This window comes from Flavobacterium sp. 83 (assembly GCF_000744835.1).
Taxonomy (GTDB): domain Bacteria; phylum Bacteroidota; class Bacteroidia; order Flavobacteriales; family Flavobacteriaceae; genus Flavobacterium.
The window spans coordinates 2642819-2655630 of the sequence record NZ_JQMS01000001.1 but is presented as its reverse complement, the minus strand read 5'-3'; the positions used below and the strand labels follow the sequence as shown (position 1 = coordinate 2655630).

At 33.9% G+C, this 12812-nt stretch carries 11 protein-coding genes; 8 read left to right on the top strand and 3 right to left on the bottom strand.

Annotation, left to right across the window (positions count from 1 at the left end):
- The first annotated feature begins 206 nt into the window (after positions 1–206).
- The 8 genes from T410_RS11640 to T410_RS11605 all read left to right on the top strand — a co-directional run bounded on the left by T410_RS11640 (position 207) and on the right by T410_RS11605 (position 10390).
- On the top strand, positions 207–1082 hold the full coding sequence (locus T410_RS11640; RefSeq protein WP_035671886.1) for an AraC family transcriptional regulator: 876 nt from the start codon (positions 207–209) through the stop codon (positions 1080–1082).
- 84 nt (positions 1083–1166) lie between these two features.
- A complete protein-coding gene (locus tag T410_RS11635; RefSeq protein WP_035671884.1) occupies positions 1167–1733 on the top strand; it encodes a sugar O-acetyltransferase in 567 nt (188 codons plus the stop codon).
- A 139-nt stretch (positions 1734–1872) separates the two neighbouring features.
- Entirely contained in the window at positions 1873–2931 is a 1059-nt protein-coding gene (locus T410_RS11630) for an NAD(P)-dependent alcohol dehydrogenase (RefSeq protein WP_238567371.1), read from the top strand.
- 134 nt (positions 2932–3065) lie between these two features.
- Complete coding sequence (locus T410_RS11625) at positions 3066–3407, top strand: cyclophilin-like fold protein (RefSeq protein ID WP_202963246.1); 342 nt, start codon at positions 3066–3068, stop codon at positions 3405–3407.
- Between the two features lie 178 nt (positions 3408–3585).
- The gene (locus T410_RS11620; protein WP_035671875.1) at positions 3586–4752 is read left to right on the top strand and encodes a carboxymuconolactone decarboxylase family protein; all 1167 of its coding nucleotides are present in this window, start codon (positions 3586–3588) and stop codon (positions 4750–4752) included.
- A 15-nt stretch (positions 4753–4767) separates the two neighbouring features.
- Positions 4768–5826, top strand: coding sequence for an NAD(P)-dependent alcohol dehydrogenase (locus T410_RS11615; RefSeq protein WP_035671872.1), 1059 nt, complete (start codon positions 4768–4770; stop codon positions 5824–5826).
- Between the two features lie 180 nt (positions 5827–6006).
- Positions 6007–8538 carry a PIG-L family deacetylase gene (locus tag T410_RS11610; protein ID WP_035671869.1) on the top strand — a complete coding sequence of 844 codons (2532 nt, stop codon included), beginning with the start codon at positions 6007–6009 and terminating at the stop codon, positions 8536–8538.
- 124 nt (positions 8539–8662) lie between these two features.
- On the top strand, positions 8663–10390 hold the full coding sequence (locus T410_RS11605) for a sodium:solute symporter (protein WP_035671866.1): 1728 nt from the start codon (positions 8663–8665) through the stop codon (positions 10388–10390).
- Between the two features lie 66 nt (positions 10391–10456).
- Here the strand turns inward: T410_RS11605 and T410_RS11600 are convergent, their stop codons facing one another.
- The 3 genes from T410_RS11600 to T410_RS11590 all read right to left on the bottom strand — a co-directional run bounded on the left by T410_RS11600 (position 10457) and on the right by T410_RS11590 (position 12802).
- A complete protein-coding gene (locus tag T410_RS11600; protein ID WP_035671862.1) occupies positions 10457–11302 on the bottom strand; it encodes a DUF2911 domain-containing protein in 846 nt (281 codons plus the stop codon).
- Positions 11303–11352: 50 nt separating this feature from the next.
- Entirely contained in the window at positions 11353–12027 is a 675-nt protein-coding gene (locus T410_RS11595) for an HAD family phosphatase (RefSeq protein ID WP_035671859.1), read from the bottom strand.
- 61 nt (positions 12028–12088) lie between these two features.
- Complete coding sequence (locus tag T410_RS11590) at positions 12089–12802, bottom strand: ThiF family adenylyltransferase (RefSeq protein ID WP_035671856.1); 714 nt, start codon at positions 12800–12802, stop codon at positions 12089–12091.
- Positions 12803–12812 lie beyond the last annotated feature (10 nt).

Below are 12812 nucleotides of genomic sequence, written 5' to 3'. Positions count from 1 at the left end.
AAAACTTCTCTTATCTGTAACTTGGACGCATACCTTAATTGAAAACTCAGCACAGAACAACTACTAAACCGAACCTTGTTATATGCAAAGATAGACTAACTCTGTGAACCTAATAAATTGGCTTAACGATACTAATTAAACATTGTCAAGACATAAAATATCAAAAATATCAGTAAATAAAAGTTTGTTTATTATAACTTTGTAAAATGGAAAACAAAACGATACGTTCGGTTTCAGAATTCAATACTGAATTAAAGCTAAAGGGATTTAATGTATTCGAAATCGAAAGTGATGGTAATGCAACACGCACTTACAGCAGAAAGGACTTTTATAAAATTTGCCTGACTACTGGAAAGAGCATCATTCATTATGCAGACAAAAGTTTTGATGCCGAGGGAACCGTTTTGTTTTTTGGTAACCCCCATATTCCTTATTCTTGGGAAACTATATCTACCAGTTATGTAGGTTACACTTGTTTATTTTCGGAAGCGTTTTTAAAATCAGATCGTTCCGAAAGTTTGCAAAACTCCCCTTTCTTTAAGATTGACGGTACGCCTATTTTACAAATAACCGAGCAGCAGCGAGAGTTTTTGAACACGTTATTCAAGAAAATACTGGAAGAACAACAAACTGATTATGTTTATAAAGACGAACTAATCCGTAACTATATTAATTTAATAATTCACGAGGCTCTGAAGCTACAGCCTTTGCAAAATTTTGACCAACACAAAAATGCTTCGTCCAGAGTTGCTTCAGTATTTTTGGAACTTTTGGAAAGGCAATTTCCAATTGAATCCAATGAAAACCCACTATTGTTAAAAACAGCACAAGATTATTCAAATGCGCTATGTCTTCACGTTAATTATCTGAATCGTGCCATAAAAAGTGTTACCGGAAAATCTACCACTACTCATATTTCTGAACGTATTATTAGCGAAGCCAAAGCACTTTTACAACATACCGATTGGAATATTTCTGAAATTGCTTATGCCCTTGGCTTTGAATACCCAACCTATTTCAACAATTTTTTCAAGAAGAACACTGGGACAAATCCTAAAAATTTCCGTTTAGAATCGGTTTGAAATTCTTAACTATTGGTTTGATTGTTATTAACATCTGAACCCAGTTTCATTTTAATTTTGTATTCACAATAAATACAAAGATATATGGAAACTACAACTATTTTTACGAGAGACCTAGCAGGCGAAACTATTCGGCTAAATGACCCTGAATATCCAATATTATTTAAAGTCATTCAAAAGGCTATTCTCACTACTGCCAAATTGAACAGTCTTGTTACCGATGATTTACAGGAAATTAATTCTGTTTTCAGGGAACTCATCGGCAAAAAAGTAGATGACACTTTTTTTATTATTCCGCCATTCTATTCCGATTTTGGAGAAAACATAACCATCGGTAAAAACGTTTTTGTAAATCACGCCTGCACTTTTATGGACAGAGGAGGCATTACGATTGAAGATAATGTCCTTATTGGACCAAAAGTAAATTTAATTACAACCAATCACCCCATAAATCCTGAAGAAAGACGCGCTACCATTTCTAATCCTATTTTAATAAAAAAAGGCGCTTGGATTGGCGTGGGCGTCACTATACTGCCCGGAGTAACTATTGGCAAAAATTCTATTGTCGCAGCTGGAGCAGTTGTTTCCAAAGATGTTCCTGACAATGTAATCGTGGGTGGTATTCCTGCAAAATTCATTAAATCAATTTAACCTTAAAGTATAAAATAGTATGCCCAACAATAGCACCAATTCTCGAAGAAAATTTATTGAACAAACCGCAATTTTAGGAGGAGGTATAATTCTTGCCAACCCAATTGCACTTTTTTCACAAACTAATAAAACAGACAAAATGAAAAATATAGTATCAAAAGGTTACGCAGGTAAAGACGAAGAAGGAAAACTAGCGTTATGGAATTTTGAACGCAGAGCTGTTGGTGACAATGATATTTTAATTGAAATCAAATTTTCAGGAATTTGCCATTCCGACATTCATACAATTAAAGGACACTGGGGCAAACAACAATATCCACAAGTTCCCGGACACGAAATTGCGGGTATTGTAACTGCTATTGGGAAAAATGTAACCCAATTTAAAATTGGTGATAAAGCTGGTGTAGGCTGTATGGTAAACAGTTGTATGCAATGTGAAAGTTGCAAAAACGGTGAAGAACATCATTGCGAAACTACAGGAATGACAGGTACTTATGGTTCACCCGAAAAATTATCCCCAACAGGAATTACACAAGGTGGCTATTCGAATAATATAGTAGTAACCGAACATTTTGCCATTAAAATTCCTAAAAATATGGATTTGGAATTTGCAGCCCCTTTGCTTTGTGCTGGGATCACCACCTATTCGCCATTAATGAAAGTAAAAATGAAAAAAGGTGATAAAATTGGTGTAGTTGGCATTGGAGGATTAGGCCATATGGCGGTAAAATTGGCAGTTTCAAAAGGTGCCGAAGTATATGCTTTTACTACATCGCCTTCAAAAGTGAATGACATCAAAGGATTTGGCGCAAAAGAAGTGATTGTTGTGAATTCAGCTGAAGATTTAAAACCTTGGAAAGGCAAGCTCGATTTTATGATTTCTACCGTTCCTTATGCTTATGAAATGTCTTCTTATATAGATTGCGTAAAACCTTATGGTTTTTTCACGCAAGTAGGACAACCTATTAACGGCGAACTGATGATTAATAATTTCAATATGATTTTTAATAGGGTAAATTTCAACGCTTCATTAATTGGTGGTATTCCCGAAACACAAGAGGTAATGGATTATTGTGCAGAACATAAAATCTATCCGCAAATAGAAATCATTAAAGCGGAAGAAATTAACGATGCTTGGAAAAAAGTAGTAAATAAAGAAGCTCGTTACCGTTATGTAATTGATGCTGCAACATTTTAAACCTTATTAAAATGAAGCGAAAATCCTTTTTAATTTTTTTTACCTTACTCTTTTTTTCATTCTCTTTTGGTTATACGAGTTGCCATAAGAAAAGCTCTAATGATATCAGTAAAAATAACAATATAAGTAATAAAATGAAAGTAACAATTGGCTCTGCAGTTTTTACAGCAACACTCCATGAAAATGTAACGGCAACGGCATTTAAAACTATGCTTCCACTAAGTATAAATATGATTGAGTTGAATGGAAACGAAAAATATTATAACTTAACTGAAAATATCCCAACCCAATCATCAAATCCTGGAACGATAAAAAACGGTGACTTGATGTTTTATGGTTCAAATACATTGGTATTATTCTATAAAACCTTTTCTACATCTTATCCCTATACCAAACTTGGACAAATTGATGATACAGCTGGTTTGGCATCAGCATTAGGTTCTGGAAATGTAACTGTTACTTTTGATAAGCGATAAAATATACCAATTGAAATATTTTAAAAAAAGGAACGACAAGACTTATTGTTTATTATTATCAAGAATGAATCATCTGAATCAGTAAAATTGGTTAGTAAAACCGTAAGTCGTATAACTAAAAACTATTTTATTCTAATGACCTTTGAATTCACAAAATACTAAAGTAATACACTATAAAATGACAACATTTACAGAAAAAGGAACTGCCGCTCCTATAGCCTATTTTACAGGAACCGTTTGGGTCAATATGAACGTGACACCCCAGGAAGGTTATAACATCAATATGGGAACTGTAAGTTTTGAAAAACTAGCAAGAACAAATTGGCACAGCCATACCAGCGGCCAAATATTGTTTGTTATTGAAGGTATTGGATACTATCAAGAGCTAGGTAAACCTATTCAATTAATACAAAAAGGAGATGTGATCAAAATCCCTAAAAACATTTCACATTGGCACGGAGCCTCACATAACAGTTCAATGCGTCATATTGCCCTAGTTCCTGAATTTGATAAAGATACAACAGACTGGTTACAAGCAGTAAGTGATGAAGAATATAACACTTTTAAAAATCCTGTTTATGAAGTAGAGAACCGTTTAAGTCCGTTTGCAATTATGAACCACGAACAATTATGGCCTAATAGGATTTCAAAACTCAAAGAAACGGATCCTGATTTGATTGAGATATTTGACAATTTTGCTTTTGATGAGGTGATAACCCACGATACCATGGATACCAAAACCCGTGTGCTACTTATTATGGCTTCTAGCATTGGTAGTCAAGGATTAAGTGTATATAAAATGTATGTTAGTGCCGCATTGAATATTGGAATTACACCTATTGAAATTAAAGAAGTACTATATCAATCCGTTCCTTATGTAGGAATTTCAAAAGTGATGGATTTTATTAATGCTACTAATGAAATATTTGGCGAAAGAAATATTTCCTTGCCTTTAGCAAGTCAATCGACCACTACACCAAAAACAAGAATGGAAAAAGGATTAGTTAAACAAAAGGAAATTTTTGGCGACATCATTGACAATATGTACAAAAATTCCCCAAAAGATTTGTTGCACATTCAGGAGTATTTATCTGCCAATTGTTTTGGTGATTATATTACTCGCAATGGCTTGGATTTAAAAACAAGAGAATTGTTAACGCTCTCTTTTCTTATTTCATTGGGTGGAACCGAAAGTCAAATTAAAGGACATATTCTAGGCAATTCCAATGTTGGAAATGACAGGCAAACCCTTATCAATCTGATAACACAATTATTGCCTTATGTAGGTTATCCGCGGACTTTGAATGCCATTCAATGTTTGAATGAAGTATTACCTTTAAAATAAAATTTAATAACAGCTATGAAAACAACAAACGTAAAAGCATTTGGTACAAAAGCAGCTGATACTCCTTTGAAAGAGATGACCATAAATCGCAGAGACCTCACTGTAAAAGATATCGAAATTGAGATTTTATATTGTGGCGTTTGCCATTCTGATTTGCACACTGCAAGAAATGATTGGGGATTTACGGTATATCCTACAGTTCCAGGTCACGAAATTGTAGACAGAGTAACCAAAGTGGGAAGCGAAGTAAGCAAATTAAAAGTAGGTGATATTGCAGGTGTGGGCTGTTTAGTTGATTCTTGCCAAACTTGCGAAAGCTGCAAAAAAGATTTAGAACAATATTGCCTGACCGGGTTCACAGGAACTTATGGTAGTGCTGATAAACATTTAGGTGGTTTCACTTTTGGAGGTTATTCTGAAAAAATTGTCGTAGACGAGCACTTTGTTTTGAAAGTACCTGCTAATTTAGATTTGGCAGCCGTTGCACCATTACTTTGTGCTGGAATTACCACTTGGTCTCCGCTTCGTCATTGGAACGTAGGCAAAAACAGTAAAGTAGCCGTTGTTGGTTTAGGAGGATTAGGTCATATGGCCATCAAATTAGCAAAAGGATTAGGGGCTGAAGTGACTCTTTTTTCCAGAAGCCCTGGCAAAGAAAAAGATGCTTTAGCATTAGGAGCCGATGCCGTAATTATTTCTACAGACAGCGGCCATATGAATTCTGTAAGCGGGAAATTTGATTTAATTATTGATACTGTTCCTTATGTACACGATGTTAATCCTTATGTAGCCACTTTAAACATTAGTGGCACATTAGTTTTGGTTGGCTATTTAGGCGGTTTAGAACCTATTTTAAATACTGTTCCAATGATATTAGGACGAAAATCGGTAGCAGGTTCTCTTATTGGAGGATTGGCTGAAACTCAAGAAATGCTAGACTTTTGTGGTGAACACAATATCGTTTCGGAAATTGAAATCATCAAAATGCAAGATATCAACGAAGCTTATGAAAGAATGCTCAAAAGTGATGTGAAGTATCGTTTTGTAATTGATATGGCTTCTTTGAAGGAATAATATCCATTCCTGTTTTTATATATTCCAAACACTAAATATTTTTAGTGTTTGGAATTTTTACTTTAAAATTCATAATCATAGCTAATAATAAAGTATGACACTAAAAAAACTTATTTAAAGCATTATAAAAAAAATATTTAATTCCTACATTTGAAGCTATTGCAAATTAAATTTAAAATAATGCAAAAAAAAAACCTGCAAACGATTCTACTATTCCTTTTTTGTTTTCAAATAGCAATCGCTCAACAACCTCAAAAATTAAATTCTGTTGAAATTTATAATCAAATTCAAAAGCTTAATTTTTTAGGTTCTGTTCTCTATATTGCTGCTCATCCTGATGATGAAAATACCCGTTTGATTTCTTATTTATCAAATGAAACTAAAGCAAGAACTGGCTATTTATCGTTGACCCGAGGTGATGGCGGACAAAATTTAATAGGTCCACAATTGCGCGAATTATTAGGCGTAATTCGAACTCAAGAACTTATAGAAGCCCGAAAAATTGATGGAGGTGAACAATTTTTTTCTCGTGCCAATGACTTTGGTTTTTCTAAAAATCCAACTGAAACATTAGAAATTTGGGACAAACAAAAAGTGCTATCGGATATTGTTTGGGCCATTCGGAAATTTCAACCTGATGTTATTATTAATCGGTTTGATCATCGCTCTCCGGGAACTACACACGGACACCATACAGCATCGGCAATGCTGAGTATAGAAAGTTTTGATTTAGCCAATAATCCAGTTATTTTTCCGGAACAATTAAAACTCGTGCAGCCTTGGCAACCCAAACGCCAGTTTTTTAATACCTCATGGTGGTTTTATGGCAGCAAAGAAAAATTTGATGCTGCTGATAAATCAAATTTGTTAGAAATGCAAATAGGAACTTATTTCCCATCAATTGGAAAATCAAATCAGGAAATTGCAGCTTTAAGCCGCAGTCGCCATCAATCACAGGGTTTTGGTAGTACCGGAAGTCGTGGTGAGGAAACCGAATATTTAGAATTTATAAATGGCGAAGCATTAAAAAATAAATCTTCAATTTTTGAAGGTATTGATACTAGTTGGAACCGAGTAAAAGGCGGAAAACCTATCGGAGAATTATTGACAACCATTGCCTCTCAGTTTGATTATACAAATCCTTCGGCCAGTATTCCAAATTTGGCGAAAGCCTACACAATGATGCAATCTTTAGACGAAAAGCATTGGACCACATTAAAATCATCCGCAATAAAAGAAATTATTGCTGCTTGTTCCGGATTGTATCTTGAAGCAGTTGCCCAAAACCAGGAAGCAACTGCCGGCAGCATTGTAAAACTAAAACTTGAAGCAATAAACAGAAGTACTGTTTCGATGCAATTAATAAGTGTAATCACTTTGCCGGAACAAAAAAACACGCCTCAAAATTCAGCTTTAAATACTAATATTTTAAAAAACATCAACCTTGATTTACAATTACCGACAACAATAGCATACACGCAACCGTATTGGTTAAACGAAAATGGAACGGTGGGAATGTACACGGTTAATGATCAAAAAAACATTGGAATTCCTGATATCATTCGCGAAGTGAAAGTGGTTTTTAACATACAAATCAATGGAATTGACATTCCTTTTGAGCGCACCGTTGTCTATAAATACAACGACGGTGTAAAAGGAGAAATGTATAATTATTTAGATATTGTTCCTGAAATAACAACTAGTATTCTGGACAAAGTAGCCCTTTTTAAGGACAACAAAACTAAAACTGTAGCAGTAAAAATAAAAGCTGGAAAAGATTCCGTAACAGGTAATTTACAATTTGAGTTACCAAATAATTGGATGGTTTCTCCAAAAATGATTCCTTTTAATTTAGAAAAAAAAGGAATGGAGCAAATCGTTTATTTTGAAGTAACTCCACCAAATCAACCCAGTGAAGCTGTCGCAAAAAGCATTGCTGTAATTGACAATACACAATATGATAAGGACCAAATTATAATCGATTACAATCACATTACCAAGCAACAAGTTTTAAAACCTGCCGAAGCAAAATTTATCAAACTGGATTTGAAAACGAATGAGGAACGCATTGCTTATATCATGGGAGCCGGCGATGAAGTTCCAAAAAGCTTATCGCAAATGGGTTATAAAGTAACAGTGCTTAAACCCGAAGAAATAACTCCTGAAAAACTAGCTAATTTTGATGTAGTGATGACTGGAATTCGAGCTTATAATACAGTTAAATTATTGGCAAACAAACAAAGCATTCTTTTTGATTTTATAAAAGAAGGAAAAACAATGATTGTTCAATACAATAACCCTAATGATCTTGTAACCCAAAACATAGCACCTATCGCCTTAAAAATTTCTGGAGACCGAGTGACCGAGGAAAATGCCGAAGTTCGATTTTTGGCACCGACTCACCCAATAATGAATTTCCCAAATAAAATCAATTTAAATGATTTTGAAGGTTGGAAACAAGAACAAGGATTGTATTATCCTAATGAATTTGATAAAGCCTTCACTCCTATTTTATCTTCAAATGATAAAGGTGAAACCCCAAAAGATGGTGCTTTGTTAGTAGCTCCTTACGGAAAGGGATATTATATTTATACCGGTTTAAGTTTGTTCAGGGAATTACCAGAAGGCGTTTCTGGCGCTTTTAGATTATTATCAAATATGATTTCGCTAAAATCACCTGTGACCATTCCTGCTCAAAAAATCAAGAATTAAAACAATTCAAAAAATGGAAACTAAAAAAATAAAAATCTGGAAAAAAAACTATACCTGGGTTCTATTGGCTAACGCTATCTACATTTTGATTTTTTATATAATAATGGAATTATACTCTTAAATTATGCAACTATTTGACTGGGTCGTACTCATAGCCACATTACTGTTTATTGTAATTTATGGCGCGTGGAAAACAAAAGGAAGTAAAAATGTAGAAGACTTTATTCTGGGCGGTAATGAAACACCTTGGTATGTAGTTGGACTTTCTGTTATGGCCACACAGGCCAGTGCTATTACTTTTCTTTCAACTCCGGGGCAAGCGTATCATGACGGAATGGGATTTGTTCAATTTTACTTTGGACTACCTATTGCAATGGTAGTAATTTGTGTCACATTTATCCCAATTTACCACAAATACAAAGTTTATACTGCTTATGAATATCTGGAAAAACGATTTGATTTAAAAACGCGCTCGCTTGCCGCCATACTTTTCTTATTTCAAAGGGGTTTAGGGACTGGTTTAACCATTTATGCTCCAGCTATCATTTTGTCTGCAATATTGGGTTGGAACCTTACCATAATGAATATTATTATTGGTTTGTTAGTAATCATATATACCTTTTCGGGCGGAACTAAAGCGGTAAACGTAACGCAAAAACAGCAAATGTTTGTAATTATGTCCGGAATGTTAATCACCTTTTTTCTGATTTTACATTATCTTCCAAATGATATGACTTTTAGTAATGCTATGCATATTGCTGGTGCAAATGATAAAATGAATATTGTTAGTTTTTCAACGGATCCAGAGGAAAAATACACCTTTTGGAGTGGAATAACTGGAGGTTTTTTCTTGGCATTAGCCTATTTTGGCACTGATCAATCTCAGGTAGGACGTTATTTATCAGGAAAATCAGTTCGGGAAAGCCAAATGGGATTGATTATGAACGGGCTTTTAAAAGTCCCAATGCAATTTTTCATTTTACTTACAGGAGTTATGGTTTTTGTTTTTTTTCAATTCAATCCAGTCCCTTTGAATTTTAATCCAAACAATAAAATAATTGTTGAAAAATCCCAATACAAAGGCGAATATCATGTTTTAGAAAAAAAACTGGATGCCCTATCCGAAGATAAAAAAGTAATCAATTTATTGTATATCGATCAGCTGAATCAGGATTATGATAATCCTATACTTCGAAAAGAATTAGTAGCCTTATCTAATAAAGAAAAAGATCTGAGAGATCGAGCCAAAGAAATTATATTAAAAGCTGATATTCATAGTGAGACCAACGATAAAGATTACGTGTTTTTCCATTTTATCCTTAATTATTTACCCAAAGGACTTATTGGTTTATTGCTTGCCGTGATTATTTCGGCAGCAATGTCATCTACAGCTTCCGGATTGAATGCACTAGCATCGACGACAGCAATAGACATTTACAAACGCAATTTAAAATACGAAAAATCAGAAAAACATTATCTTAATGCTACAAAGTTCTTTACACTGGTTTGGGGAATTATTGCTATTCTTTTTGCTTGTATAGGTACGTTATTCGAAAATCTAATTCAGTTGGTAAATATCATTGGCTCCATATTTTACGGAACCGTTTTAGGAATTTTCCTGGTTGGTTTTTATATCAAACAAGTTCATGCCAAAGCCATTTTTAGTAGTGCCATTTTTAGTCAATTAACCATTTTTATAATCTATTATTTCGCTATTTATATTTACCCAAGTGGGGAAGAAAAACTGGGCTATTTATGGCTCAACTTCATCGGTGCAATGTTAACCATTGTAATTTCGTTACTATTACAATGGACCATTTTCAGAAAGCAAAAAGAATTAGTTATTGATTAGCTCAAACAAAAAAAATCCCGTCTGGAAATATCAAGACGGGATTTTTGTATTAAAGAAATCGAAGATTTATTTCTTACTCCACTCTGCTATGCTTTCCTTATTCATTTTAACATAGTCTTGATTTTTAGCAATTTCAGCAGCGGCAAGAGAAACTTTAGCCGTTTCAATAGCTCCTTTTTTATCCCCTTGTTTGGCTTGAATCAAAGATTTCAAACGGTAATAATAAAATGGTTTATCTTGATTCAAATCTAAAGCTTTATCAATGTAAGTTCTTGCTTTTGCAATATCACCATTGGATTGAAATAAAAATTGAGCTGCAGAAAAATAATCTCCCGCAGTTGGACCTGCTAATGCTTTTTCTATGTTAGCCGTAGCCGTTTTTTGAGTAGGAACTTCAAACTTTAAAGCCGCATAAGAATTCTCCCAATACAATTCTAAAAAAGCAAAATTATTATCTAAATTACTTATTCCTAAAGTAAATGTTTCTACCTTTTTGGATAACGTTTCTGGTTTAACAGTAGCTTTAAGAGCTACGTTAGCTTCATTCCACTCTGCTGGATTTCCCCAATTATCAGTAGTTTTATAAAAAATTATATCCCAGCTTTCAATTTTAGGATTCGTATACAAAGCATATTTTCCTTTTTTCAAAATCTTGCCGTCAATAATCACATCATCACTAAATGATATCGTTGTGTTTTCATTTGCGCCAGTTCTCCATACTTTTCCAAAAGGAACCAAATCACCAAAAACAGCTCTTCCTCTGGCACTTGGTCTTGAATAATTAATCTCTACATCTGTCAAACCTACCGTTTGACTGATTACAGCTTTTGGGCTGGATTGTGGTGTTTTCACTTGAGCCTCAATCGTGAAATTTGCAATAATAATAGCAAATGCAATTAAAATATTTTTCATAGTATCGTTTTTAGGTTTTTCAAATTTACAAATTCAGGTATTCCAAAATGTTAATTATTACTTAATTTAGAATCAATATTTTTCACTTCATCAAAACCTAATTCATTGAAATGATTGATTACTACGTCAGCTTCCGATAAATCCTGGTCTTTAGAATGAACGCTGTTATACCCTACACAAAAAATACCGGCAGCTTTTGAAGCTTTAATTCCGTTAGTACTGTCTTCAATTACAATACAATTTTCTTTTGGAGCAATCGATAAACTCGCAGCATGCTCAAAAATGGCAGGATGTGGTTTTGACTTTGGAAAATCTTCCCCACTCACAATATGCGTAAAATATTCATGCAGTTTAAAGCGACGAAAAACACGTTCAATCGTTACTTTAGAAGCTGAGGAAGCTAAAATTAATTGTATCCCGTTTTGATGTAATTCTTTGATTAATTTTTCAACGCCTTCTAATAATTCTAAATCTTCTTTAAGATCGAAAGCGTCGTTAAAAATCGATCTTTTTCTTAGAATTAAATCTTCAACATCTTGGTCAAGATTAAATTTTTCCTTTAATTTCTGGAATATATTCCGAGTGGAATTTCCTGTAAATGAAGTATACAAGTCTTCAGTGACAGCAATATTCAATTCATCAAATTGTTTGAAATACGCATAACGGTGTACTGGTTCTGTATCGACAATTACACCATCCATATCGAAAATTACGGTTTGTATCATTTTATTTTTAGATTATTAGACCTTTTAGATTTCTTAGATTTTTAGAAGTGAATTCTGACGACTATTTCTTGAGCAGATACCGAATCACGGTTTCTGCAGCATATAAACCAAATAATCCTGGCATATAACTGTTTGTTCCGTAAAATGATTTTTTAAAATTAGAACCATCTGTCATTTTTAAACTGGATTCATCCTGAATTTCAGAAGAAAACACCACTTTCAATTTATCAATTTTCACTTCTTTCAATCGTCTTCTGATTGTTTTTGCAAAGAAACAATTCACGGTATTCGTAATATCGGTCACTTTTACTTTAGAAGCTTCCATCTTACCGCCAGCCCCCATACTGCTTATGATTTTTACTCTTTTTCTTTTGGCTGCAATAATCAAATTCAGTTTTGGAGTCACACTGTCAATACAATCCAAAACATAATCAAACTCTTCCGAAACAATTTCAAAAGCACGCTCTGGCGAAAGAAACTCCTGCACGCGTGTCAATTTCAATTCTGGATTAATATCCATCAATCGGTCGCCAACTAAAGTAACTTTGGGTTGACCCACTGTAGAATGCAAAGCTGGTAATTGTCGGTTTATGTTTGTAATATCTACAACATCACCATCCACAATTGTCATTTTCCCCACTCCTGCTCTGGCCAAAAATTCGGCAGCGAATGATCCTACACCACCAAGTCCTACAATTAATACATTTGCATTTTGCAATTTATTTAAACCTTCTTTTTTAAATAAAAGTTCGGCTCTTTCTGTCCACTCTGCCATTGTTTATTTG

Excerpts from the sequence above, each read along its gene's own strand:
- T410_RS11640 (WP_035671886.1), top strand. The coding sequence starts at position 207 with ATGGAAAACAAAACGATACGTTCGGTTTCAGAATTCAATACTGAATTA.
- T410_RS11635 (WP_035671884.1), top strand. The coding sequence starts at position 1,167 with ATGGAAACTACAACTATTTTTACGAGAGACCTAGCAGGCGAAACTATT.
- T410_RS11630 (WP_238567371.1), top strand. The coding sequence starts at position 1,873 with ATGAAAAATATAGTATCAAAAGGTTACGCAGGTAAAGACGAAGAAGGA.
- T410_RS11625 (WP_202963246.1), top strand. The coding sequence starts at position 3,066 with ATGAAAGTAACAATTGGCTCTGCAGTTTTTACAGCAACACTCCATGAA.
- T410_RS11620 (WP_035671875.1), top strand. The coding sequence starts at position 3,586 with ATGACAACATTTACAGAAAAAGGAACTGCCGCTCCTATAGCCTATTTT.
- T410_RS11615 (WP_035671872.1), top strand. The coding sequence starts at position 4,768 with ATGAAAACAACAAACGTAAAAGCATTTGGTACAAAAGCAGCTGATACT.
- T410_RS11610 (WP_035671869.1), top strand. The coding sequence starts at position 6,007 with ATGCAAAAAAAAAACCTGCAAACGATTCTACTATTCCTTTTTTGTTTT.
- T410_RS11605 (WP_035671866.1), top strand. The coding sequence starts at position 8,663 with ATGCAACTATTTGACTGGGTCGTACTCATAGCCACATTACTGTTTATT.
- T410_RS11600 (WP_035671862.1), bottom strand. The coding sequence starts at position 11,302 with ATGAAAAATATTTTAATTGCATTTGCTATTATTATTGCAAATTTCACG.
- T410_RS11595 (WP_035671859.1), bottom strand. The coding sequence starts at position 12,027 with ATGATACAAACCGTAATTTTCGATATGGATGGTGTAATTGTCGATACA.
- T410_RS11590 (WP_035671856.1), bottom strand. The coding sequence starts at position 12,802 with ATGGCAGAGTGGACAGAAAGAGCCGAACTTTTATTTAAAAAAGAAGGT.